The organism is Pedobacter albus (genome assembly GCF_036324255.1).
GTDB lineage: Bacteria > Bacteroidota > Bacteroidia > Sphingobacteriales > Sphingobacteriaceae > Pedobacter > Pedobacter albus.
The window spans coordinates 540,132-564,330 of the sequence record NZ_JAZDQT010000002.1 but is presented as its reverse complement, the minus strand read 5'-3'; the positions used below and the strand labels follow the sequence as shown (position 1 = coordinate 564,330).

Below are 24,199 nucleotides of genomic sequence, written 5' to 3'. Positions count from 1 at the left end.
TGAGATGTGAGATGTGAGATGTGAGATGTGAGATGTGAGATGTGAGATGTGAGATGTGAGATGTGAGATGTGAGATGTGAGATGTGAGATGTGAGATGTGAGATGTGAGATGTGAGATGTGAGATGTGAGGAAAATGGGCAAACAAGTTAGTCAAAAAAATCACTTATGAATAACTTAAAAGAATTAAAGATTTGGAACAAGTCCATCGAATTAGCAGTAGAAGTTTACAAGGCTACTGCCGATTTTCCTGTTGATGAAAGATTTGGTTTGACAAGCCAATCAAGAAGGGCGGCAGTTTCTGTTTCTTCAAATATTGCTGAGGGAGCGGGTAGAAATTCCAGCAAGGAATTTAATAATTTCTTAGGCATAGCCAATGGTTCATCTTACGAATTGCAGACGCAGCTGATCATCGCCAATAGGCTTGACTTCTTGTCAATCGAAACATTAGATCCCTTGCTCACTCAAATTGATGAGTTGCAAAAAATGACTTACGGTTTCCAGCAAATGTTGGATAAAAAAATAAAGAAATAATTAATCGATTTGATTTTTAGATTGAGCTGGCCTCAAATCTCAAATCTCAAGTCTCAAATCAAATAAGATGCAAGAAGCATACATAATAGCAGGACTAAGAACAGCCGTGGGCAAGGCCCCGAGGGGTGTATTCCGCTTTACAAGAGCTGATGATTTGGCGGCAGATGTAATCAGGGCATTGGTGGCCTCGGTTCCTAATTTGGATAAGGCCGAAATAGACGATGTAATTGTCGGCAATGCCACGCCTGAAGCAGAGCAGGGCTTAAACGTTGCCCGTATGATTAGCCTTATGGGCCTTGATACCGATAAGGTGCCTGGCGTTACCGTTAACCGCTACTGCGCATCTGGTTTAGAAACCATTGCTACGGCCGTGGCAAAAATCAAGGCTGGTATGGCCGATTGCATCGTGGCCGGTGGCGTAGAAATCATGTCGGGTATGCCATTTGGTGGCTGGAAACTGGTGCCTAATGCTACAGTTGCCAAAAATAATCCAGATTGGTATTGGGGCATGGGCCTAACCGCCGAAGCCGTGGCCAAAGAGTATCAGGTAAGTCGCGAAGATCAGGATGAGTTCTCGTATCGTTCGCACCTGAAAGCCGTAGAAGCCATCAAAAATGGTCACCTCAAAGATGGCATCTTGCCCATTACCGTAAACGAAACCTATTTGGATGGCAACCTGAAAAAACAGACCCGTTCTTATGTAGTTGATACCGATGAAGGCCCGCGTGCCGATACCACTATTGAACGTTTGGCTAAACTGAAACCTGTTTTTGCTGCCGATGGTTGCATTACTGCAGGTAATTCTTCACAAACTTCTGATGGAGCGGCCTTTGTATTGGTGGTTTCGGAAAAGAAAATGAAAGAACTGGGTGCAACGCCGATTGCCCGTTTGGTAAGTTATGGCATTGCTGGCGTACCGCCTCGAATTATGGGTATTGGTCCCATCGAAGCTATTCCGAAAGCTTTAAAACAAGCGGGTATGAAACAAGATGATATCGACCTGATCGAATTGAATGAGGCTTTTGCTTCGCAATCGTTGGCGGTTATCAGAACCTTAGGCTTAGATCCGCAAAAAATAAACGTAAACGGAGGCGCAATAGCCTTGGGCCATCCATTGGGTTGTACAGGTGCCAAGCTTTCGGTGCAGCTATTCAACGAACTCAAACGACAAAACAAAAAATATGGCATGGTCACCATGTGTGTAGGCACAGGCCAAGGCGCAGCGGGGATTTTTGAATTGCTTTAGGAAAATAGAATTGCGTAGTGCGTATTGAGAAAGATAGCTCAAAGCACGAAATCATAAAACATTTGTAAACAATGGGCATATCGTGGCAGTACGCTATACCCGATACACAATACTAACATGGAAAAAACAATAAAAGGCGGTGAATTCCTGATTGCAGAAACGAAGTATCAGGATGTATTTATTCCTGAGGAATTTGATGAAGAGCAACAGATGATTGCGCAAACCTGTCGCGATTTTCTGGCAGCTGAAGTTAACCCCATATTAGACAGGATCGATAGCCAGGAAGAAGGCCTCATGCCGTCGCTGATGGATAAGGCTGGCGAGCTCGGTATCTTGGGCGTATCAATTCCGGAAGAATATGGCGGTTTTGGGAAAAACTTCAATACGTCGATGCTGGTGGCCGATGTTTGTGGCGCAGGCCACTCGTTTGCCGTGGCTTTATCGGCGCACACGGGTATCGGTACCTTGCCTATTCTTTATTATGGCAACGAAGCCCAAAAAGCCAAGTACATTCCCAAATTGGGAACCGGCGAGTGGAAAGCTTCTTACTGTTTAACCGAACCCAATTCGGGATCGGATGCCAACTCGGGCAAAACCAAAGCCAAATTATCGGCCGATGGCAAGCACTATATCATCAACGGACAAAAAATGTGGATCACCAATGGTGGTTTTGCAGATATCTTCATCGTTTTTGCCAAAATAGACGACGATAAAAACCTGACGGCATTTATTGTAGAGAAAGAATTTGGTGGCGTGACCATGAATCCTGAAGAACACAAAATGGGTATCAAAGGTTCATCAACACGTCAGGTATTCTTTAACGACTGCCCAGTGCCGGTAGAAAACATGCTGTCGGAAAGAGAAAATGGCTTTAAGATTGCTGTAAACATCCTGAACATTGGCCGTATCAAGTTGGCAGCTGCTGCTATCGGTGGGTCGAAAGAAGTGGTAAGCCAGGCTGTTAACTACGCCAACGAGCGTATCCAGTTTGACAGGCCTATCTCAAAATATGGAGCAATCCGTTATAAACTGGCCGAAATGGCTACCAAAATCTATGCAGTAGAATCGGCAAACTACAGAGCCGGACAAAACATAGACGATGCCTACGATGCTTTGGTTGCTGGTGGTATGGAGGCGGGAAAAGCTAAACTCAAATCGACAGAACAATTTGCGGTAGAATGCGCCATTTTAAAAGTATGGGGTTCAGAGGTGCTGGATTATGTAACCGACGAAGGCGTACAGATTTATGGTGGCATGGGCTTCTCGGCCGATGCGCCGATGGACAGATCGTACCGCGATGCACGTATCAACCGCATTTTCGAAGGCACCAACGAAATCAACCGACTGTTAACCGTTGATATGATGCTGAAAAGGGCCATGAAGGGCGAATTAGACCTGATGACCCCTGCAACTGCCGTAGCCAACGAGTTGATGTCGATCCCCGATTTTGGAGAAGAAGACACTACCTTGTTTGCAGCGGAGAAGAAAATTATCCAAAACCTGAAAAAAGCAACCTTGATGGTGGCCGGCGCTGCGGTGCAAAAGCTGATGATGAGCCTTTCAAAGGAACAGGAAATCTTGATGAACATTGCCGATATGGCCAGCTATGTATACGTAGCAGAATCAGCGATGCTCAGAACCGAAAAACTGGTTAGCCTGCGTGGCGAAGAGGCCTGCAAGGGTCAGCTGGACATGATGCGCATCTATTTTGTAGAAGCGGTTGACGGCGTACAAAAAGCAGGTAAAGAAGCGCTTTGGGCTTTTGCCGAAGGCGACGAACTACGCATGATGCTGGTAGGTTTGCGCAGGTTTACCAAAATGGAACCATTTAACGTAAAACAAGCTCGTCAAAACGTAGCCTTGCAATTGATCGAAGCTAATAAGTACTGTTTTTAGGTAAAGCTTAAAGACTAAAGCGAAAAGACCAAAGTTGGGCAAAGTCCTAAGCTTTGGTCTTTTTCTTTTCGCTTCGGCTTTTGACTGCTTGACTTTAGCTTTAGTCTTTACGCTTTGGCCTTTAGTCTGCTTCAGGAAGTGTTAAAATTGGTTAAAAATTGCGCCATAGGCAATAAAAGCTTATTTTTGTGCAATTATGTTTAAAACCAGGTTATTTTTAGGTTTCTTTTTAATCGTAGCGACCTTTGCCTCTTGTAAAAAAGAGAGTTATAATGCAGAGAAACAAGCAAAGATAGACGATGGCCTCATTGCAGATTTTATAGCTAAAAACGGTATTGCAGCTGTCAAACACAGCTCGGGAATCTATTACCAGATCATTACCCCAGGAAGCGGAGATGTAAGCTTTAACTCTTCGACCGCAGTAGTGGTTAACTACGAAGGAAGATTGCTGAACGGAAATGTTTTCGACAAATCATCAAGTGCAGCAACTTTTGTTTTGGGCAGATTGATCCAAGGCTGGCAAATCGGTATTCCATTGATCCAAAAGGGTGGCAGAATCAGATTGATCGTGCCATCTACCTTAGCCTATAAAAACCAATCGCCAGGTCCGGGTATTCCCGAAAATGCGGTTTTAGACTTTACCATCGACTTAATCAGCGCACAATAAATATGCTCATGCGTAAAAAACTTATCTTTCCGGCAATCGCTTTATTAGGCCTCTTGCTGCTGTTCAATTCTTGTAAAAAAGAATATGAAACCATCCAAAGTATTGACGAGGCTAAAATTCAGGCCTATATCAAGCAGAATAACCTTACCATGACCAAAGATCCATCCGGATTTTATTATCAGGTACTTAGTCAAGGTGGTGGTGCGCCTTTGTTGAACAAGGATTCTGTTTTTTACAGCTTGGCCATTAAATCTTTAAGCGGAACAAGTTATTATAACACAGCCACCTATAGCACCGAAGGTACTTATTTGGGTTACCTTAGTCCAGAGGCGTATCGTATTGCCTTAACCGGTGTTAACCGAGGTGGCAAAGTAAGGGTCATATTGCCTTCTTATTTGGCTTATGGGAAGAATGGTACTGCAACGGTTCCCTCTAACGAAATCATCTTGTCTGAGATTACGGTTTCGCCGTCTGCAAGTATGGTAGATATCGATGATAAGAACATTAATGATTTTCTAACTTCAAAAGGTTTGGTTGCAGTTAAAAATCCGTCGAGGGTTTATACGATCATGAATTTTGTAGGTACTGGCGATGCCATTTCAAGCACGGCTTCAACCATTACCGTTAATTATACAGGCAGGTTGCTGAATGGAACCATTTTCGATCAGAATAATGGTTTGACATCGCAACTGAACTTGCTTATTCCGGGTTGGCAAAAAACCTTGGTTGGCTTAAAGCAAGGCACCAAGATCAGGTTCTTTGTACCTTCTGACTTAGCCTATGGAGCTACGGGAAGCAGGAACCAAACTACCGGGGCATACATTGTACCGCCAAATGCTGCCCTCGATTTTGATATCGAGATTACGGGAGTAACAAATTAATAGGAAGCCAGTTTTTTAACTGGCTTTTTCGTTTAAGGCTAATTTGTAGGTCTTCAATGCACGATCTCTGGCAAATTCGTGCGCTACAAGAGGTGCAGGGGCCAAAGCCGATTGGTATTCGGGTGCCCAGCGGTACACATAATCCATTTTAGGGTCGAATTTTTGGAGCTGCAACTCAGGATTAAAAACCCTGAAATAAGGAGCGGCATCATTGCCCGAACCACAGGCCCATTGCCAGCCGCCCACATTGCTTGCCTGATCGTAATCTAACAGCTTCTCGGCAAAATAGGCTTCGCCCCAGCGCCAGTCTATCAGCAGGTGTTTGCATAAGAAGCTGGCCACTACCATGCGCACGCGGTTGTGCATAAAACCAGTTTCGTTGAGCTGGCGCATGCCGGCATCTACCAAAGGATAGCCTGTTTTGCCTGCACACCAAGCCTCAAATTCGGTTTCGTTATTGCGCCATTTGATATGGTCGTAAGCTGGTTTAAAGGAATGGCTTGCCGTATGCGGAAAATGCCATAAAATCATCATGTAAAATTCGCGCCATGCTAATTCAGAGAGCCATTTGTGCGCTTTTTGGGCCAATGCTTCCTGTGTAACAGCCCTGATGCTCAATGTGCCGAAACGCAGGTGCAGACCAATGTGCGTGGTGGCGTCTAAAGCCGGAAAATCGCGCTTCTGGTCGTAACCGGCCAGCTTGTTTTCAAAGTGGATGGAAGGAAATGCCTGACCGCTTGCTTCAAATCCGATTGCCGATAAGGTTGGAAAAGGCAATGGCGGAATTTTGGCTAATTTGTCGAAATATTTTTGGGTGGGGTAGGGCTTCAAATAAAATGGATTGAGCTTTTGCAACCATTGCTTGTAGTAAGGCGTAAAAACAGTATAGGGTTTTCCATCGGCCTTAACCACTTCCGATTTCTCGAAAACAACCTGGTCTTTATAGCCGAAAAAATTGATGTTTTCACTGCGCAGGTATTCGGCCAGGCCATTGTCGCGTTGCGTGGCATAAGGCTCGTAGTCGGTATTGGTATAAACAGCCTTTACTGCATGCGTTTTTATGATTTCGGGCCAAACCTGCTCTACTTTTCCATATTTAACCAATAAAGAAGAACCTTTTTGCTCCAGTTTGGCTTTGAGTTTAGCCAGAGTCTGATGAATGAAATCGATCCTTGAATCGGCTTTGTTGGGCAGTTGTTCAAGAATTTGCTGGTCGAAGATGAAAAGGCAGAGTACCGGATAGCCACTTTTCAGCGCATGGTACAGCGCCGTCTGATCGTCTAGGCGCAGATCTCTCCTTAACCAGCAAATGCTAATTGCTGTTGTCATGGTTTAAATATCGTGATGGTTCTTGTAGGTTATTTGGTTGCATAAATTGCATTTAAAGCGCTATCCAAATTAAGGTAGGCAAATTTATAGCCGGCATCCAGCAGTTTTTGCGAAGAGGTATTGCTGCTCATCAAAGGCATAATGCTCATTTCGCCCAGCATGGCCTTAAGTACAAAGGCAGGTACATGGATAGGCCAAACCGGTCGGCCCAATTGTTGGGCTATACTTTTGGTAAACAGCTTATTGGTAACCGGTACGGGCGAGCAGCCGTTGTAGGCGCCCACCATTTCGTTGTCGTTTATGGCTTTGGTAAAGATGTTGGCCATATCGTCGAGGTGTATCCAGGGCATCCATTGCTTGCCGCTGCCCAGTGGAGCGCCTACAAAATACCTGATGGGTTTTTCCATGGCCGCTAGTGCACCATCTTCCCTGCTTAATACCAGGCCAACTCTTATTTTAACTACCCGAAGCCCCAGGGCTATGCCTTCATTTACGGCATCTTCCCAAAGTACGCAGCAATCGGCCAGAAAGCCTGTCCCCGGTTCGCTGTTTTCGGTCAGTATTTCTTCGCCCCTGTCGCCATAATAGCCAATGGCCGATGCCGAAATGAAGCTGCTTACAGGCGCATTGGTGGCCTTGATACTTTGGTAAAGCAGTTGGGTCGATTGCACCCGGCTGTTTATCACTTCCTGCTTGTGTTCGGCAGTCCATTTTTTGTCGGCAATACCTGCTCCGGCCAGGTGCACAATGGTGTCGATGCCTTCAAAAGCATTCAAGTCAATGGTTTTTTGCTTCACGTCCCAAAGAAAAACTTGGGCTCCTTTAACCTCGCTCTGCTTTCTCGAAAGTATGGAAACGCGGTGGCCCTGTTGCAGCAAAAGCGGCACCAATTTGCGTCCCACCAGTCCAGTAGCGCCGGTAATCAAAATGTTCTTTGCCATATCCTTTAAACCTTGCTTTTCGGAGATTTGTTTTTCGGATGCCAAGATAGCAATATTTGGTTCATTAGCTGATTGACTGATTTGAGGATTGACTATCCAATTGCTCGATTGCTAAATTGTTCGATTGTCCAATTGTTGGATCGATGTCCGGCTTTAGACTGATGACTATGGACTAGCTACTTAGGACTTGGCCAAAGAGTGTTATCGGTATGTAAAAAATAGGATGTTTCGCCGGGTAATTGCGATAAATTGTGCAATTTGCAAACCGATATAAAATGGCTACGGATATGAGCAAAAAGATTTTGGTTTGGTTTAGGAATGATCTACGCATGCACGACAACGAAATGCTTGTAGAGGCCATTGCCAAATCAGAAGAAATCCTGCCCGTTTACTGTTTCGACCCCCGCCATTTCGAACCTACGCGCTACCACAGCATCAAAACCGGTGCCATTCGTGCCCGCTTTTTGCTGGAAAGCGTACAAGCCTTGCGCCAATCGTTTCAACAGTTTGGTGGCGATATCCTCATTTTGCAGGGAAAACCCGAAGAATTGTTGCCTCAACTGGTTGCCGAACACCATATTACCGAAGTTTATCACCATAGGGAAGTGGCCAGCGAAGAAACAGCTGTTTCGGTTGCGGTGGAAGACCTGTTGTGGAAGCTCAGGATCAACCTGAAACATTTTATCGGCCATACGCTTTACAACAAGGAAGATTTGCCTTTCCCGATCAAGGATATTCCCGATGTTTTTACGCAGTTTAAAAAGAAAACAGAGCGCGATGCCATGGTAAAGCCCTGTTTTCCAACGCCGGAGCACATCGTATTTGCCCAGCTCGATAATTGGGGCGCCATGCCTGCGTTAAGCGATCTGGTACTGCACGAAGACCTGCAGGATTTGTTGCCGGAGGCGGAGTTTAAAGGTGGCGAAGAAGAAGCATTCAAGCACCTGTACGATTTCTTGCATGCCGGCGAAGACATGGCACTGGCCAATGCCTCGCTCAAAAAGAACGAAGTGGTTTCCAAGCTTTCGCCCTGGTTGGCACTAGGCTGCCTTTCGCCGAGGGAAGTATATTGGAAAATGAAGGAAGCAGAAGCCAATTATGGTTTAAAGCCTTACTTCAATCAGGTGGTATTGGGGCTGTTGTGGCGCGATTACTACCGTTTCATGTTCAAGAAATATGGCAATACCTTTTTTAAGCCAGAGGGATTTAAAAAAGATGCCCAGGTAATTTCGCTTTCGGATAGCGAGTTGCTGCACTCCTGGAAAACCGCCAGCACCGGCCATCCCTTGGTTGATGCCATCATGCAGGAACTGAACCAAACTGGCTACATCAACAATGCCTCGCGTTTATTGGTGGCTACCTACCTGGTTTACGAACTGAAGGTGAATTGGGTTATGGGTGCCGCTTACCTCGAAGAAAAGCTGATCGACTATTGTCCGGCCAGCAATTGGGGCAATTGGGCAAATCTGGCAGGCGTGGGCAACGACCAGCGCCTTACCGGCAGTTTCGACTTCGAAAAGCAACTCAAGGCTTTTGATCCTAAAAGTACTTATGTACAGGCGGTTAGGGCCTAGCCCGGCAAGTGCCTCAAAAAAGCTTTTTTATTTGATTTTATTGTTAAGTTTATTGTCATTATTAGCAGGTAAAATCCTAATTTTGCAATACTTATCGTAACAAATACACAATGGATAATCTATCTTATCTTAATGGCGCCAATGCCGAATATGTCGAGTCGTTATACCAGAGCTATATCGCAGACCCGAATTCGGTAGAATTTGGCTGGCAGAAATTTTTTGAAGGCTTTGATTTTGGAAGAGGCTCTGGTGCCGCCAATGTAAGTGCCGAAACCCCCGAACATTTTTTAAAGGAAATCAGCGTTTTAAACCTCATTAACGGCTACCGTCAGCGTGGACACTTGTTTACCAAGACTAATCCGGTAAGGGAAAGACGCAAGCACCTGCCAACCTTGGCCATCGAAAACTTTGGCTTAACTCCGGCAGATTTAGACACGGTTTTCAACTCTAGCATCGAGTTGGGCATTGGTCCGGCCAAGCTGAGCGATATCGTGGCCTTTTTAGAGCAGACTTATTGCCGTTCTATCGGTGCCGAATACAAATATGTACGTACACCAGAAATTCTGAAGTGGATAGAAACCAAGATGGAAACCGAGCGCAATACGCCAAAGCTTTCTATCGACGAGAAAAAACGTGTACTTCAAAAACTAAACGAAGCGGTTATTTTCGAGAACTTCTTGGGTACCAAATTCCTGGGCCAAAAACGTTTCTCGCTAGAAGGTGCGGAGGCACTTATTCCGGCTTTGGATTCTGTCATTGAAAAAGGTGCCGATTTAGGCATCGAGGAGTTTGTAATTGGTATGGCGCACCGCGGTCGTTTGAACGTGTTGGCCAATATCATGCAAAAAACCTATAAAGATATTTTTGCCGAATTTGAAGGAAAAGGCTATAGCGCCGATTCGCCGTTTGGTGGCGACGTGAAATACCACTTGGGCTATTCGACCGACGTAAACACCAACAGTGGCAAAAGCGTTCACTTGAGCTTGTGTCCAAATCCTTCGCACTTGGAAACCGTAAATGGTGTGGTAGAAGGAATGTCGCGCTCCAAAATCGATTTCAAATATGCCGGCGATAACAGTCGCTTGGCCCCGATATTGATCCACGGCGATGCTTCTGTTGCAGGCCAAGGCATTGTGTACGAAGTGATCCAGATGGCAGGACTAGAAGGTTACAAAACCGGAGGAACCATCCACTTGGTGATCAATAACCAAATTGGTTTTACCACCAACTATAAAGATGCCCGTTCAAGTACCTACTGTACCGATATTGCCAAAGTAACCCTTTCGCCGGTATTCCACGTGAATGGCGACGATGTAGAAGCGTTGGTTTATGCCATCAATCTGGCCATGGAGTACCGTCAGAAATACAGAAACGACGTATTTATCGATATTTTGTGCTACCGCAGGTTTGGCCACAACGAGGCCGATGAGCCTAAATTCACCCAGCCCTTGTTGTACAAAGCCATCGAGAACCACGCCAATCCACGCGATATCTATGTGGCTCAATTAATTAAGGAAGGCACCTTGGAAGCTGGCGCGGCCAAAGAATTAGAAAAAGAATTTAAAGGCCTGTTGCAAGAACGCCTAAACGAAGCCAAAGAAATCACCTCTACTTATCACGATGTAAAATTTGGCGGGGCTTGGGCCGATATGCGTTTGGCTACGGCGAAAGATTTCGATGTGTCGCCCGATACTTCGGTTAAGAAAAACACTTTGCTAGAAGTAGCGAAGCGGATTTCTACCTTGCCGAAGGATAAAAAATTCTTCAAAAAAATTGAGAAATTATTCGAAGAACGTTTAAAAATGGCGACCACTACCCATGTTTTCGACTGGGCGATGGGCGAGCAATTGGCTTACGGTACTTTGTTGGCCGAAGGCAAAAGAGTTCGTTTAAGTGGTCAGGATGTGAAAAGAGGAACCTTCTCTCACCGTCATGCCGTATTAACCTTGGAAGATTCGGAAGAGGAATATACACCGCTTTCCAACATTTCAGATCAGCAAGCCGAGTTTGACATCTATAACTCACACTTGTCTGAATATGGCGTATTGGGTTTTGAATATGGCTATGCCATGGCCAACCCTAATGCCCTAACCATTTGGGAAGCCCAGTTTGGCGATTTCTTTAACGGTGCGCAGATTGTGGTTGACCAATATGTGGCCAGTGCCGAAACCAAATGGCAACGTGAAAATGGTTTGGTGATGTTGTTGCCGCACGGCTACGAAGGCCAAGGCCCAGAACACTCATCAGCACGTATTGAGCGTTTTATGGAGCTTTGCGCCGATTACAACATGCAGGTAACCAACTGTACTACGCCAGCCAACTTCTTCCACGCTTTGCGCCGTCAGTTTAAACGCGATTTCCGTAAGCCGTTGGTGGTATTCAGCCCTAAGAGCTTGTTGCGCCATCCGCTTTGCGTAAGTCCGTTGGCCGATTTTACCAATGGCAAGTTCAGAGAGGTCATTGACGATGAAAACGTAAAACCAGCTGGTGTAAAACGTGTGGTTTTTTGCAGTGGCAAAATCTACTACGACTTGTTGGAGGCTCAAAAAGCAAACGGCAAAGGCGATGTAGCTTTGGTACGCGTAGAGCAGCTTTATCCAACACCGGTTGAGCAAATGGAAGCCGTTTACAAACGCTATAAGAATGCCAAAGAAGCATTCTGGGTACAAGAAGAGCCAGAAAACATGGGCGCTTGGCCATATTTGTTGCGCAGGTTGCGTAAAACAGCCTTGAACCATATTGATGTAATTTCTAGAAAAGAAAGCAGCAGTACGGCTACAGGCTATGCCAAACAGCATGCCAACCAACAAGCCTACATCGTTTCTACTACCTTCGACGTTCCGGTAACCGAGAAAGTAAAAGAAATCGTAGCGAAGGCTTCAAAAAAATTAGTAAACATAGACTAGCGCTTAGCGGCAAGCGTGAGGCGTTCAACAGCGCTTAACGCCAATCGCCAATCGCCAAACAAAATAGTAAACATAGACAAGCGCTTAGCGACAGGCGTAAGGCGTTCACCAAACGCTTAAACACCAATCGCCAATCGCCAAACAAAAAAATATCATGGGTTTAGAAATCAAAGTTCCGCCGGTAGGCGAGTCGATTACAGAAGTAGTTTTATCACGCTGGGTTAAAAACGATGGCGATTTTGTTGAAATGGACGAAATCATTGCCGAATTAGAATCGGATAAAGCCACGTTTGAGCTTACTGCCGAAAAAGCGGGAACTTTAAAAATCATAGCCAGCGAAGGCGATACCTTGCCAATTGGTGCCATAGTTTGTTCAATTGAAGAAGGTGGCGCTCCGGCAGAAAAACCAGCTCCTGCCGCAAGCGAACCAAAAGCAGAAGCCCCGGTTGCCGAAAAAGCAAGCGCGCCTGTTGCCGAAAAATTGGGCGAGAGCTATGCTACAGGAACACCATCTCCGGCTGCGGGTAAAATCTTGGCCGAGAAAGGCATTGACCCTGCATCGGTTAAAGGTACCGGCGTTGATGGCCGTATCACTAAAGACGATGCCAATAAAGCAGAAGCTGGCAAAGCTCCTGTTAAGCAAGCAACGGTTACGGTAACGGCACCTGCTCCTCAGGTTGCAGGTTCAAGAAACGAGCGCAGAGAGAAAATGTCGCCATTGCGCAAAACCGTAGCCAAGCGTTTGGTTGCTGTTAAAAACGAAACGGCCATGTTAACTACTTTTAACGAGGTAAACATGAAACCGATCATGGACTTAAGGGCCAAATACAAAGACCAGTTTAAAGAAAAACATGGTGTTGGCTTGGGCTTCATGAGTTTCTTTACCAAAGCGGTTTGCGAGGCAGCGAAAGATTTTCCAGCAGTAAATGCACGTATTGAAGGCGAAGAGATTGTGTTCAACGATTTTGTTGACGTTTCGATTGCCGTATCTGCACCAAAAGGTTTAGTGGTGCCGATCATCAGAAATGCAGAAAGCATGAGCTTGGCACAAATCGAGAAAACCGTAATCGAATTGGCTACCAAGGCAAGAGACAGCAAATTGAGCATCGAAGAAATGACTGGTGGTACTTTTACCATTACCAACGGCGGTGTTTTCGGTTCGATGATGTCTACACCAATCATCAACGCGCCACAATCGGCCATTTTAGGCATGCACAACATCATTGAGCGTCCTATTGCCGAAAACAAGGAAGTGGTGATCCGTCCGATGATGTACATCGCACTTTCTTACGACCACCGTATCATCGATGGTCGCGAGTCGGTAGGTTTCTTGGTTCGCGTTAAGCAGCTGTTAGAAGATCCAGCAAGATTGTTATTAGGCGTATAGCCGATCTATAGATTTTAAAAAGCCTTAATGCATTGCATTAGGGCTTTTTTATGAAAATACACTACGATTGCCGAGCTCAATAAGGGGGGCGAAGCAATCGGTTTTTACACCGGAAAACAAATACACAAATGAAAAAACTATTATTCGTTGCGCTGTTGAGCGCTTTAGGCTTTAGCCAGTTGTCGGCACAAACCGTACAGCAAAACACGGGCTGGTTCGCCCTGTTTAATTCGACCAAATTTAATAGCAAATGGGGTTTGGCACTCGATATCCAGGTTCGTTCAGCCGATGATTGGGCTTATGTAAGAAACACATTGTTCAGGCCCGGGCTTACTTATTACATCAACAGCAACAATAACGTCACCGCAGGATATGCCCTGATTACGACCGGTAATAAAGTGAATACGTTGCTAGAGCACCGCATTTGGGAGCAATATATCTTGACCCATAAAATCAGTTCGGTTTTTGCCATGCACCGTTTCAGGCTGGAGCAACGCTTTATCGAAACCAATGGCCCCGACGATACCTTTTCGCAACGCTTCCGCTATTTCTTCAGGTTTATCCAGCCTTTGCAAAAGCAGGAAGGTGGTTTTAGCAAAGGCGCTTTTGTGGCTTTGCAAAATGAAATTTTCTTTAACCTGCAAAACAAAGACAAGTTGAATGGCAGTTTCTTTGATCAGAACCGTGCTTATTTGGCTGTTGGCTATCGTTTTTCGAAAAAGTTCGATGCAGAGGTGGGCTATTTGAACCAAACCCAAAAAGCCGTGAACAATACGATAATGAACAACGTAGTGCAACTGGCTTTGTATACGAGGTTTTAGACCTAGTATTAAATCTTATCCCCGTTGGCGGGGCAGGGGGTGGTAATTAGGTTTTCCACCCTTTTTGATTCTCCTGCTAGTGGAAGATATAGGGTGCTCTTCTTTGTTAATTGTCAAAGTATTGGTAATAGGGTGCGTTAGCAACACATGCTTTCGTTTGCTAAAGTCCGACCTTGTCCAGTGCGGAAGACACTAATTTGCCTAAGTAGTTACGTTGTAGCGCTGGGCGCAGGCGGCAATTTTTGGTCCTTTTGTTTGCACAAAAGAACTATATCAAGCGGGCGATGAGGCTAAAACATAGGATGTTGTCTTTTTCCACCCTCTTTAATTCTCCCGCCAGCGAGAGATACAAGGTACACAGACTATCCACCTAGCTCCAAATCTCGTTCATCTCCGTTAAGATGATGGGCTTCGAATCGGTTACGATAATGGTGTGTTCGTGCTGGGCTACATAGCCGCCTTTGTTGCCTACCAAGGTCCAGCCATCGGCTAAGGTATTAGCTATGGTTGATTGGGTAGAGATAAAGGTTTCGACAGCTACTACGCTGTTTTTCTTGAAACGGTTCAGGTTATAACGATCCCTAAAATTGGCAATCTCGCTGGGCGATTCGTGCAGGCTTCGGCCAATGCCGTGCCCCGTTAGGTTCTTGATGACGGTATAGCCTGATTTTTTAGCTTCGGTTTCGATCAGAAAACCTAAATCGGCTATCTTCAAGCCACCTTTAATGTTGGCGATGGCCTTGCTTAAAATTTGCTTAGAGGCATTTACCAAATGCTGGTGGCCATGAATATCATGACCAAGTACAAAAGAGCCACCATTGTCTGACCAAAATCCATTCAGCTCTGCCGAAACATCGATGTTGACCAGATCTCCTTCCTGCAGAATCTTTTTCGCGCTTGGAATGCCGTGGGCCACTTCGTTGTTCACGCTGATGCAGGTAAAGCCCGGAAAGCCATAGGTAAGGAAAGGGGCCGATTTAGCGCCCATTTTTTGCAAAATCTGGCCACCGAATTCGTCTAAATGCAAGGTGCTCATGCCGGGTTTAGCATAATTGCGCATTTCTTTGAGGGTAAGTGCCACAGCTTCACTTACTTTTTTCATCCCTAATAATTCGTCATCGGTGGTAATCGACATGGCTTAGTACATTTTAATGTAATACAAATTTAGCGGATTAGACAAATGAAAAAGCGCAAAAAAATGTAAAACCCAAAAGATGACGGTAGTTCGACACCATAATACATGTTTTAACATCTTAATGTAAAAAACATGTTTTCAGTATTTTATAGGGGTTTTTGGAGGATTTCATTATGTATTTTTGGCCCGTCTTAAAAACAAATTAGTGCTGCCATAGCACTGCACACAATGAAAAGATTATCCATTTTATTAATAACCTTGTTTTTCGGAAGAAAAATAAGCGCACAAGAGATTATACCGCAACCTGCTCCCGTAGCCAAAATTGGCAAAAGCATTTTCGCTAACGAGATCAAAAGAAACTTTTCCCGCAAAGGCAACTGGTTTTTCCATTGGGGCTATAACTTCTCATGGTATGATGAGAGCAATATCCATTTTAAAGGTCCGGGTTACGATTTTACGCTGAAAGACGTGAAGGCGCACGATCGTCCTAAACGTTTGTCGCTAGAATATTTAGATCCAACTTTGATTACCACGCCACAATTTAACTTCCGCTTTGGCTATTTTATCAAGGATAACTACAGTATTTCTATCGGTTGGGATCACATGAAATATGTAATGGATATTCCGCAAACGGTAAATGTTGACGGTTATATCAATTCGACCATTTCTAATCCGGCCATTCCTACCGGTGCTTATGCGGGTACCTATAACAACACACCGTTGAATGTAAAAGACAATATGCTAACCTTTGAGCATACCGATGGCTTTAACTATATCAGTACCGAAATTGAGCGTTATGACGACCTTTGGGTGGCACCATCGAGAGAAACTTCGTTAACCTTTGAAACCGGTTTAGGCGTGGGCATGATGATTCCAAGAAGCGATGTGCGTTTGTTCGGCGTAGGCAAAAACAACTTTTGGAACATTGCCGGCTATGGCATTTCGGCCAAGGCGGGTATCAAGTTTTACATTACCAAAGGATTTTACCTGCAAAATACCACCAAAGTGGGCTTTACCGACCTTTCGCGTATTCATACTACCGGAAGGAACGACATAGACCGAGCCAGTCAAACCATCAGGTATGCCGAGAATTTAACAGTGTTGGGCTATCAATTTTAAGAAACAGCCTCTAATCTATTTTAACGATAGGTCATAAAAAAGCTCCTTTGGTATTTCCCAAAGGAGCTTTTGCTTTTGTGATGTGTGTTAAAAGCGTCTTATATTTTTCTTACTCGTCCAGAGCCTGATACTCTTTTTTGTACCGAGGGATCGCCCGAATAGTTTACGCTGCCCGAACCGCTGATTACGGCATTGATTTCTTTTTCGGCATTGACGCTAACATTGCCCGATCCGCTAATTGTTGTAGATAATGAACCAACCGAAAAGCCTTTTCTGCTAAACGACCCCGAACCGCTGACCACGATGCTGGCATCATCGGCGCTACCGGTAAAGTTGAGCGAACCCGAACCACTGATTACACCACTAAACTTGTTGACTTGGGCACTGGCACTAATACTGCCCGATCCGCTTAAAACCGACGACAAAGATGCGCCTTTGATGGTGCCGTTAACACTCATCTTGCCCGAACCAGACATGGTTAGGCTTTTTAGGTTCTTGGCTCTTACATAAGCCGTTACTTTTCTGTTGTCGTATTTTCTTGACCAATTGTTCCAGCTGTTTTCTGGCCTGATGGTCAGTACATTGTTTTTAACTTCAACAATCAAGGCGGCAATGGCATCGGCATCGCCTTCAAATCTAACGCCTTCGCTGTCGCCCAATTGGATGATCACATCGATAGGGCCACCGGCAGCAACGCCATTATAATCTTTTACCTCTCCCTGTTTTTTGGCTTTGTAACCGATAACAATAGGGTAGATATGCGCCAAAACCGGCTGCAGGCTCAAGCAGGCCACGACTGCCATGAAGCTTAAGGAAACGAATAATTTTTTCATGTGTGATTAGGTTTGTTTATTGATAAGACGTGGAACTTTTTTGAAAAGTTGCATGGTCTGGAGAAAAAATTAGCTCAACTTACCCTATTATTGGCTTATTGGAAGGTTGGCTTGTTGGAAATGCGGGTAACTCAAGTCGTAAAAAAAGCCAACCTGCGTTAACAGATTGGCTTCTTTAATTTTGGCAGGCTAATTATTCGCCCTTTTTCACTTTTACATAAAAATTAGGTTCGGCTTTAAAGGCATCCATATTTACCGAACTGTCTATTTTGGTGGTTTTCCAATCGTTGGTTGATTTACTTGAATTTTTGATTGGAGTTAGTTAGTCAGTTTCTCTGGATAATTATAAAAAATAGCGTTTCTTTATACGTTGCTAAGGATAGTTAAATTGTTGTTTTTTAATATTTTAATTTTAAATTAGAGTGTCATTAAACTATTAAATAAAGGATTATGGAAAATTATCAAAAACTAAGCCGAGAACAATTGAAAAATGTGACAGGTGGTGTATTGCCACCCGAATATCATTACTATTGCTATTGTTGGAGTCAAGATACTGGTAAAATCGAAGGTACAGGTGCATATTACAAAGACGATCCATCTGTAACGGAGGCTGGGAGATGCTCTCCAGGTTGGCTTGCGTGTGAGACTTTTAATCCTATAGACCCTTCATAGTCGCGTAAATCAATAATAGTTTTCTTTGACATAAAAACATCAAAGAAAACTATTTGCCTATAATACATCACGGGTGGCCCAAAACAGTGATGAGCAAAAGTGAACAAATAGGCATTCAATCCGTTATTCCGCTTTTTTCACTTTTACATAAAAGTTAGGTTCGGCTTTAAAGGTATCCATATTTACCGAACTGTCTATTTTTGTGGTTTTCCAATCGTTGGTTGGATAGATAAAAGTATAATCGTCGGCTTTTAGCGAAACTTTTACCGGCATATCAAATCCTTTTACATCGGTAATCCAGCGGTATGACAAAACGCCATTGTTGATTTTGTATTCCAATACGGGAATGTTGGTATACCTGAGGTACTGGTCAAAAACCTTGCCCAGCTTCAAACCGCTTTGTTTGCTGATGTAATTCTCTACATCAGCAGTGGTTACGGTTTTGTGGTAAAAAGTTGAATTTAAGCCTCTCAAAATCGACCTGAATTTTTCGTCGTTATTGATTACTTGGCGGATGGTGTGGATCAAGCTGGCACCTTTAGGGTACATATCGCCACTGCCTTCTTTGTTTACGTTGTAGGGGCCAATAATGGGTCTGTCGTTTTGGATGCCTCTGCGCAAGCCGATGGCATAAGCGTCGCCGGCTTTTTTGCCTTGGGTAGATTCGGTAAACAGTACCTCCGAATAGCTGGTAAAGCCCTCATGCACCCACATATCGGCAATGTCTTTGGTGGTAATGTTGTTGGCAAACCATTCGTGGCCACTTTCGTGTACAGTGATGTAATCCCATTTCAGGCCATAGCCAGTTCTAGAAAGGTCGTTTCCCAAATAGCCTTTTTTAAATTGATTGCCATAAGCTACGGCGCTTTGGTGTTCCATGCCCAAGTGTGGTGCCTGAACCAGTTTGTAGCCGTCTTTGTACCACGGATAAGGACCAAACCAATGTTCGAACGATTCGAGCATCGGCTTTACGTCGGCATCCCAATGGGGGCGCGCAACGGCACTATCTTCTTTAAGCGACCAATAATCGATGCTTAATGGGCCTTTTTCGCCATTGTAGGTATCGGTCCAGTGGGCATATTTGCCAATGTAAAAAGTTACGTTGTAGTTGTTGATGGGGTTGGCCACAAACCAGTTGTGCTGCCTGTAGCCGTCGGGCTGGTCAACCACGCTGCGTAAACGGCCGTTCGAGATTTCGTCCAAATCTTTTGGTACGGAAATGCTGATCAGCATGCTGTCTACCTCGTCGCTCTGATGGTCTTTGTTAGGCCACCAAACGCTGGCGCCCAAACCTTGACAGGCTACCGAAACAAAAGGATTGCCAGCTTTGTCTTTTTTGAAGATGAAGCCGCCATCCCAAGGCGGAGTACGAGCTATTCTCGGATTGCCGTTGTAAAAAACAGTAAAGCGGTCTTTGCTTCCTTTTTTGATGGTTTTGGGGAAGGTCACAAATACTGCCCCAAACTCGCGGGTGTAGGGAAGTTCGGCACCGTTATAAACGATCTTGTCTATTTTGAGGTTTTCGAAAAGGTCGAACTGCAACTTGTTAAAATCCTGCGTAGCGGTAAAGGCAAATTCGTTGCTGCCGCTTACTGATTTTTGATCCAAGTTGATTTTCACATCGAGGTGATAGTAGTTGATATCGTAACAAGTACGCAAGGGAGTAAGCATGCCCCTTAGCGTATCGGCTCGGGTATACTCTTTTTTATTGACCATTAATTGGGCATTTGCCACGGTGCCGAAAAGCAACAAGGCCAGTGCCGATGAAAGTATTCGCTTCATTTTGGTATAGATTGATTGTTAGGGTTTTAAAACATTAAGGGTAATAAACGAGCTGTTAAACGTATCGTGGTAAATTTTATGCGTTGCCTTTTTAAAATCTTTGGGTTCGGCCTGGTAAATATCCATAAATTGTTGCGGATTTCTATCAGCCAATGGGAACCAAGAGTTTTGGATCTGGATCATGATGCGATGGCCTTTTTTAAAGGTATGGGCTACATCGGGCAATGGATAGTTGACTTTGGTGATGGCTCCAGGCACAAAAGGCTCTGGCTTTTCGAAGCTGTTGCGGTATTTGCCTCGCATAATTTCGCCTCTAACCAGCATTTCGTAGCCACCCATGATGATGTTTTGCGGATTTGGGCTTGGATTAGGCGCATCCTCCGGGTAAACGTCGATCAGTTTAACTACATAATCGGCATCGGTTCCTGTGGTTGAAACCACCAAATTGGTCAAAACAGGTCCGGTAACGGTAATGTCTTCTGTTAAAACATCGGTTTGATAGGTCTTTACATCTGGCCTGCGGGCGGCAAAACGTTGGTCGTCTATCATGTATTCGCGGGTACGCTTGGCCTGTATGCCATCTTGGTAAGGCACGGGATTGTTCGGGTCGCTTACGTATTCATCCCAGCTATCGGTACGGCCAACTTTTTCGAATGCGAGCTTGCCATTGGGATGCAGGTAAAGGTTTCGACTTTCGGTAGCAGCTGGTGGCCAGGTATCGAATTTTTTCCATTGGTTGCTCCCGGTTACAAAAATATTGGCTTCGCCTCCCTTAAAACTGCCTTCGTTTTTGAGGTAGTATTTAAAGAACGGTAGTTCAAAGTTTTCTTGATAATAAGTGCTGGTTGGCTGGCCAAACTGGATATCGCCAAAGCTGCTTCCTGTGCTGCGTACCCAGCCACCGTGAAACCATGGACCCGCTACCAAAATATTGTTGGCACCGGGATTTTGTTTTTCGATGGCTTTGTAAGTTGCAAAAGTACCATAGGCATCTTCAGCATCAAAAAAGCCACCTACTACCATGACCGCAGGTTTTACATTGGTTAGGTGTGGCAAAATGAGCCTGGCTTTCCAAAAAGTATCGATGTTGGGGTGCTTGAACAGGTTATTCCAAAATTTGATGCTGTCGGCAAAGTATTTTTCCTTCAGGTTTTTAAGGCTTCCGGCTTCCAGATAAAAACGGTAATTGTCCTGGATGGGGAATTTAAAGCCTTTAGGGCCTTTGTCGGGTGTAATGGGTTTCGGGCGGGGCACACCGAAATTGCTCATAAAGCTAAAGGCATCCATCAAAAACAGTACGCCTCGGTGGTGGAAATCATCGCCCATAAACCAATCGGTTACCGGTGCCTGTGGCGAAACTGCTTTTAGGGCCGGATGTGCATTAGGTAAGGAGGTGGTGGAGTAGAAACCCGGATACGAGATGCCATAAATACCGGCATTGCCGTTGTTATTGGCAATGTTTTTAACCAACCAATCGATGGTGTCGTAGGTGTCGGTGCTTTCGTCGATGTCGTTTTTGCCTTTTTTATTGGTTTGGGGCCTGATGTCTTCAAAATTTCCTTCGCTCATCCAACGACCGCGCACATCCTGATAAACGAAGATGAAACCTTCGCGCATCATGGCGGGAAAATTGCCCAGGCTGGTTTTGTACTTGTCTTCGCCATAAGGGGCAACGGTATAGGGCGTACGGTTGAGCAAAAAGGGATATTTCTTGCCTTGGTCTTTCGGAATGTAGATAGACGTAAACAGTTTCACGCCATCGCGCATCGGAATTTGGCGCTCTATTTTGGTGTAATGGTTGCGTACGTAAGCCGAATCGGTTTCTTGTGCCCAAGTGGCGACAGTAAAACAGCTTAGGGCCAGTAATAAGAATGATTTAAGGTTTCTCATGGTTTATTTGATCACATCAACTTCGATAAAACTATCGTTAAATACGGTTTGGGTAGCCTTGATGTAGTCGGCCTGTGTGGCTTTGTACGGATTGGCTACGAATTTTTGAGGATTGCGCGCAAACAAAGGGAAAGCGGTGCTTTGTACCTGTATCATAATGCGGTGGCCTTTTTTAAAGGTGTGCAACACGTCTTGCAAACGGAAATTGACATCGGTTTTTTTGCCCGATACCAAGGCTTCTGGTTTTTCGAAGCTGTTGCGGAAACGGGCTGGCATGATTTCGGAACGTACCATTTGCCAATAATTGCTCAAGGTGATGTTTTTGTTTGGCATGTAAGGATTGTTGGGCTCGTCGGCCGGATAAACGTCGATGAGTTTGACAAAGAAATCGGCATCGCTGCCTGTGGTTGCAATTTTAAGGTGCGACATGATTTCGCCACCCAAGGTAATGTCTTCGGTCAACACATCGGTTTGGAAAATCAGTACATCGGTTCGGCGACCTGCAAAACGCTGGTCTTCGCTCATGTAGTTGTGTGGCGTAAAACCGGTAGTGGTGGTGATGTCTTCGGTATATGGAACAGGTTTCATGGGGTCACTCACATAAGAAACAGAACCAGCGGTTTTGGCTTGCGAGAAAGTCAGTTTGCCATCGGCGCCCAAAAACAGCTTTTGTTTGGTGGCATTGGTGGCCGGCCATTTATCGAATTTATCCCATTGTTTTAAGCCTGTATCAAACATGTAGGCTTCGGGCAGGTTCGAGTTTTTGTCGCCATTGCCTTTCAAGAAGTGGCTGAAGAATTTCGATTCGATCTCTCTTTGGTAAAAAGTAGCAATACTATCGCCAAAATACACGTTGCTGTGCATGGTATGGCCGGTTTCGCTCGACCAGCGTCCGTGGCCGAACGGTCCCATTACGATGGTGTTATAGGCATTTGGGTTTTTCTTTTCGATGGTTTTGTAGATGTTCAACGGTCCCGAAAGATCTTCGGCATCGAACCAGCCGCCCACCGTCATTACGGCAGTTTTAAGGTTAGGCTGGTAATGTTTCAACAAGCCTCTTTTTTGCCAGAACTCGTCGTAGCTAGGGTGGTTAACCGTTTCCTGCCAGAAGAAATTGTCTTTGTAATATTTGTCGGCATTGCTTAGCGGGCCCAAATCCAAGCCAAATTGATAGCCGTCTTTGGTACCTGTTCCGATCATTTGGTTGTTGTACCAAGCCGTAGTGGTGGTATCTTTTTTCTGAACGCCAAATACCGGGAAGGTAAAGAAATAGCCTTGCAGGAAAGCGCCGTTGTGGTGAAAGTCGTCGAAGAAGAAATCGGAGATTGGTGCCTGTGGCGAAGAAGCCTTAAGGGCTGGGTGGTTACTTAAAATTCCGGCTGCAGTATAAAATCCAGGATAAGAAATGCCCCATTGGCCAACGTTGCCATTGTTGTTGGTTACGTTTTTGATCAGCCAATCGATGGTATCGTAAGTGTCTGAGCCTTCATCAACATCGGTTTTGGCTTTTTTATTGTCGATAACCGGGGTCATATTGGTAAAAGTGCCTTCGCTTTTGTAACGGCCACGCACGTCTTGATATACGAAAATGTAGCCTTCTTTCATCATGGTAGCCGAAGGGCCCAAACGGTTGGGATATTTGTCGGCACCATAGGGCGCAATGCTATAGCAGGTACGCTGCATCATGATGGGATACTTTTTCTGTGCCGAGGCATCTTTGGGCGTATAGATAGACGTAAAGAGCTTTACCCCGTCGCGCATGGTAATGTAGGCATCGGTTTTGGTGTAATTGTCTTTAACGTAGGTGTTTTGGGCTACAGCTTGAGCAGATGCCAGGGCAAAACTCAGCAGGGCTACAATCAGTTTTAGGCGGTTCATGATGAAGAAATTAGTTATGAACCATAAATATAAAAAAAGCCACTTTCAAAAACCTAAGTATTTAAAGAAGTTACACTTTTGGTCCATGGTCGATAGTCCATGGAGTAGCTACGGATACACTTGCGAAGTTTTAAAACGGCGTAGCCCTCAACTTTGCCATTGAAAAGAAATAAGTAAAAGAAAGTTAAACTTCGCAAGTGTACTTATTGGCTGTTCTCGTCTTTGATTCCTTTGAGCAGTGCATAAATGGCCATGGCGTGGCCGTGTCCCAGGCCGAAATCTGCTTTGAGCCAATTGGTGATTTCGGTTGCTTTTACTTGGAGTTTGCCGTTAACGGTGAAGCCTTTGGTTTCGGCCATTTGCCTGAAATCGGCAGGGGTTTTACCCGTTTGTGCCTTGATGGTGTTTAAATAAGCTTGAAATGACATTGTTTTCGTTTTTGGTTAAACAAAGTTGAAAAGAATTGCCTGCTTTAACGAGGGGCATTCCTGACAAATTTGGGGTGGAATTGCCGGTTTGCGGTTTACAGTTGCCAGTTTGCAGTGGGCAGTTTATAGTTTGCAATGTACCATTAAGCAATTTAACAATTAAACCCTATCACATTCAACAATTCCATAATGAACCAATGAACCAATGAACCAATGAACCAATGAACCAATGAACCAATGAACCAATGAACCAATGAGCCACGAGCGTGTAACATTCGAAAA

Annotated in this window: 19 protein-coding genes; 11 read left to right on the top strand and 8 right to left on the bottom strand. The window is 44.8% G+C overall.

Features of this window, described 5'->3' with window-relative positions; genetic code table 11:
• Positions 1-166: 166 nt before the first annotated feature.
• From VRU48_RS12245 to VRU48_RS12225, 5 genes are all read left to right on the top strand, one after another.
• Positions 167-532 carry a four helix bundle protein gene (locus tag VRU48_RS12245; protein WP_330108201.1) on the top strand — a complete coding sequence of 122 codons (366 nt, stop codon included), beginning with the start codon at positions 167-169 and terminating at the stop codon, positions 530-532.
• A 67-nt stretch (positions 533-599) separates the two neighbouring features.
• On the top strand, positions 600-1,778 hold the full coding sequence (locus tag VRU48_RS12240) for an acetyl-CoA C-acyltransferase (protein ID WP_330108200.1): 1,179 nt from the start codon (positions 600-602) through the stop codon (positions 1,776-1,778).
• A gap of 117 nt (positions 1,779-1,895) precedes the next feature.
• Positions 1,896-3,674, top strand: a complete 1,779-nt coding sequence (locus VRU48_RS12235) for an acyl-CoA dehydrogenase FadE (protein ID WP_330108199.1) — start codon at positions 1,896-1,898, stop codon at positions 3,672-3,674.
• Between the two features lie 196 nt (positions 3,675-3,870).
• Positions 3,871-4,341, top strand: a complete 471-nt coding sequence (locus VRU48_RS12230) for an FKBP-type peptidyl-prolyl cis-trans isomerase (protein ID WP_330108198.1) — start codon at positions 3,871-3,873, stop codon at positions 4,339-4,341.
• 8 nt (positions 4,342-4,349) lie between these two features.
• Positions 4,350-5,222 carry an FKBP-type peptidyl-prolyl cis-trans isomerase gene (locus VRU48_RS12225; RefSeq protein ID WP_330108197.1) on the top strand — a complete coding sequence of 291 codons (873 nt, stop codon included), beginning with the start codon at positions 4,350-4,352 and terminating at the stop codon, positions 5,220-5,222.
• A gap of 15 nt (positions 5,223-5,237) precedes the next feature.
• On the opposite strand, the gene VRU48_RS12220 is transcribed toward VRU48_RS12225, so the two are convergent.
• On the bottom strand, positions 5,238-6,551 hold the full coding sequence (locus tag VRU48_RS12220; protein ID WP_330108196.1) for a cryptochrome/photolyase family protein: 1,314 nt from the start codon (positions 6,549-6,551) through the stop codon (positions 5,238-5,240).
• A 29-nt stretch (positions 6,552-6,580) separates the two neighbouring features.
• Positions 6,581-7,492, bottom strand: coding sequence for a TIGR01777 family oxidoreductase (locus VRU48_RS12215; protein ID WP_330108195.1), 912 nt, complete (start codon positions 7,490-7,492; stop codon positions 6,581-6,583).
• A gap of 287 nt (positions 7,493-7,779) precedes the next feature.
• On the opposite strand from VRU48_RS12215, the gene VRU48_RS12210 reads away from it, so the two are divergent.
• The 4 genes from VRU48_RS12210 to VRU48_RS12195 all read left to right on the top strand — a co-directional run bounded on the left by VRU48_RS12210 (position 7,780) and on the right by VRU48_RS12195 (position 14,180).
• Positions 7,780-9,066 (top strand): DASH family cryptochrome, encoded by a 1,287-nt coding sequence (locus VRU48_RS12210; RefSeq protein ID WP_330108194.1) that lies wholly within the window; start codon positions 7,780-7,782, stop codon positions 9,064-9,066.
• A gap of 110 nt (positions 9,067-9,176) precedes the next feature.
• Positions 9,177-11,972 carry a 2-oxoglutarate dehydrogenase E1 component gene (locus tag VRU48_RS12205; protein ID WP_330108193.1) on the top strand — a complete coding sequence of 932 codons (2,796 nt, stop codon included), beginning with the start codon at positions 9,177-9,179 and terminating at the stop codon, positions 11,970-11,972.
• A 154-nt stretch (positions 11,973-12,126) separates the two neighbouring features.
• On the top strand, positions 12,127-13,359 hold the full coding sequence (odhB, locus tag VRU48_RS12200; protein ID WP_330108192.1) for a 2-oxoglutarate dehydrogenase complex dihydrolipoyllysine-residue succinyltransferase: 1,233 nt from the start codon (positions 12,127-12,129) through the stop codon (positions 13,357-13,359).
• 128 nt (positions 13,360-13,487) lie between these two features.
• The gene (locus VRU48_RS12195) at positions 13,488-14,180 is read left to right on the top strand and encodes a DUF2490 domain-containing protein (protein ID WP_330108191.1); all 693 of its coding nucleotides are present in this window, start codon (positions 13,488-13,490) and stop codon (positions 14,178-14,180) included.
• A gap of 370 nt (positions 14,181-14,550) precedes the next feature.
• Here VRU48_RS12195 and map read toward each other — a convergent pair whose 3' ends face one another.
• A complete protein-coding gene (gene map / locus VRU48_RS12190) occupies positions 14,551-15,315 on the bottom strand; it encodes a type I methionyl aminopeptidase (protein WP_330108190.1) in 765 nt (254 codons plus the stop codon).
• Positions 15,316-15,543: 228 nt separating this feature from the next.
• On the opposite strand from map, the gene VRU48_RS12185 reads away from it, so the two are divergent.
• Entirely contained in the window at positions 15,544-16,434 is an 891-nt protein-coding gene (locus VRU48_RS12185) for a hypothetical protein (protein ID WP_330108189.1), read from the top strand.
• A 98-nt stretch (positions 16,435-16,532) separates the two neighbouring features.
• On the opposite strand, the gene VRU48_RS12180 is transcribed toward VRU48_RS12185, so the two are convergent.
• Positions 16,533-17,267, bottom strand: a complete 735-nt coding sequence (locus VRU48_RS12180; RefSeq protein WP_330108188.1) for a head GIN domain-containing protein — start codon at positions 17,265-17,267, stop codon at positions 16,533-16,535.
• Positions 17,268-17,717: 450 nt separating this feature from the next.
• Here VRU48_RS12180 and VRU48_RS12175 point away from each other — a divergent pair, with 450 nt between their 5' ends.
• Entirely contained in the window at positions 17,718-17,939 is a 222-nt protein-coding gene (locus VRU48_RS12175) for a bacteriocin-like protein (protein ID WP_330108187.1), read from the top strand.
• Positions 17,940-18,062: 123 nt separating this feature from the next.
• Here the strand turns inward: VRU48_RS12175 and VRU48_RS12170 are convergent, their stop codons facing one another.
• The 4 genes from VRU48_RS12170 to VRU48_RS12155 all read right to left on the bottom strand — a co-directional run bounded on the left by VRU48_RS12170 (position 18,063) and on the right by VRU48_RS12155 (position 23,917).
• Positions 18,063-19,721: a M1 family metallopeptidase gene (locus VRU48_RS12170; protein WP_330108186.1), complete on the bottom strand. Its 1,659-nt coding sequence runs from the start codon at positions 19,719-19,721 to the stop codon at positions 18,063-18,065.
• Positions 19,722-19,739: 18 nt separating this feature from the next.
• The gene (locus VRU48_RS12165) at positions 19,740-21,611 is read right to left on the bottom strand and encodes a CocE/NonD family hydrolase (RefSeq protein ID WP_330108185.1); all 1,872 of its coding nucleotides are present in this window, start codon (positions 21,609-21,611) and stop codon (positions 19,740-19,742) included.
• 3 nt (positions 21,612-21,614) lie between these two features.
• On the bottom strand, positions 21,615-23,489 hold the full coding sequence (locus VRU48_RS12160; protein WP_330108184.1) for a CocE/NonD family hydrolase: 1,875 nt from the start codon (positions 23,487-23,489) through the stop codon (positions 21,615-21,617).
• Positions 23,490-23,692: 203 nt separating this feature from the next.
• The gene (locus tag VRU48_RS12155) at positions 23,693-23,917 is read right to left on the bottom strand and encodes a DUF4287 domain-containing protein (RefSeq protein ID WP_330108183.1); all 225 of its coding nucleotides are present in this window, start codon (positions 23,915-23,917) and stop codon (positions 23,693-23,695) included.
• Positions 23,918-24,199 lie beyond the last annotated feature (282 nt).

What these genes read in the sequence shown, in the direction of transcription:
- VRU48_RS12245 (WP_330108201.1), top strand. Translation starts at nt 167, where the DNA reads ATGAATAACTTAAAAGAATTAAAGATTTGGAACAAGTCCATCGAATTA.
- VRU48_RS12240 (WP_330108200.1), top strand. Translation starts at nt 600, where the DNA reads ATGCAAGAAGCATACATAATAGCAGGACTAAGAACAGCCGTGGGCAAG.
- VRU48_RS12235 (WP_330108199.1), top strand. Translation starts at nt 1,896, where the DNA reads ATGGAAAAAACAATAAAAGGCGGTGAATTCCTGATTGCAGAAACGAAG.
- VRU48_RS12230 (WP_330108198.1), top strand. Translation starts at nt 3,871, where the DNA reads ATGTTTAAAACCAGGTTATTTTTAGGTTTCTTTTTAATCGTAGCGACC.
- VRU48_RS12225 (WP_330108197.1), top strand. Translation starts at nt 4,350, where the DNA reads ATGCGTAAAAAACTTATCTTTCCGGCAATCGCTTTATTAGGCCTCTTG.
- VRU48_RS12220 (WP_330108196.1), bottom strand. Translation starts at nt 6,551, where the DNA reads ATGACAACAGCAATTAGCATTTGCTGGTTAAGGAGAGATCTGCGCCTA.
- VRU48_RS12215 (WP_330108195.1), bottom strand. Translation starts at nt 7,492, where the DNA reads ATGGCAAAGAACATTTTGATTACCGGCGCTACTGGACTGGTGGGACGC.
- VRU48_RS12210 (WP_330108194.1), top strand. Translation starts at nt 7,780, where the DNA reads ATGAGCAAAAAGATTTTGGTTTGGTTTAGGAATGATCTACGCATGCAC.
- VRU48_RS12205 (WP_330108193.1), top strand. Translation starts at nt 9,177, where the DNA reads ATGGATAATCTATCTTATCTTAATGGCGCCAATGCCGAATATGTCGAG.
- odhB (WP_330108192.1), top strand. Translation starts at nt 12,127, where the DNA reads ATGGGTTTAGAAATCAAAGTTCCGCCGGTAGGCGAGTCGATTACAGAA.
- VRU48_RS12195 (WP_330108191.1), top strand. Translation starts at nt 13,488, where the DNA reads ATGAAAAAACTATTATTCGTTGCGCTGTTGAGCGCTTTAGGCTTTAGC.
- map (WP_330108190.1), bottom strand. Translation starts at nt 15,315, where the DNA reads ATGTCGATTACCACCGATGACGAATTATTAGGGATGAAAAAAGTAAGT.
- VRU48_RS12185 (WP_330108189.1), top strand. Translation starts at nt 15,544, where the DNA reads ATGAAAAGATTATCCATTTTATTAATAACCTTGTTTTTCGGAAGAAAA.
- VRU48_RS12180 (WP_330108188.1), bottom strand. Translation starts at nt 17,267, where the DNA reads ATGAAAAAATTATTCGTTTCCTTAAGCTTCATGGCAGTCGTGGCCTGC.
- VRU48_RS12175 (WP_330108187.1), top strand. Translation starts at nt 17,718, where the DNA reads ATGGAAAATTATCAAAAACTAAGCCGAGAACAATTGAAAAATGTGACA.
- VRU48_RS12170 (WP_330108186.1), bottom strand. Translation starts at nt 19,721, where the DNA reads ATGAAGCGAATACTTTCATCGGCACTGGCCTTGTTGCTTTTCGGCACC.
- VRU48_RS12165 (WP_330108185.1), bottom strand. Translation starts at nt 21,611, where the DNA reads ATGAGAAACCTTAAATCATTCTTATTACTGGCCCTAAGCTGTTTTACT.
- VRU48_RS12160 (WP_330108184.1), bottom strand. Translation starts at nt 23,489, where the DNA reads ATGAACCGCCTAAAACTGATTGTAGCCCTGCTGAGTTTTGCCCTGGCA.
- VRU48_RS12155 (WP_330108183.1), bottom strand. Translation starts at nt 23,917, where the DNA reads ATGTCATTTCAAGCTTATTTAAACACCATCAAGGCACAAACGGGTAAA.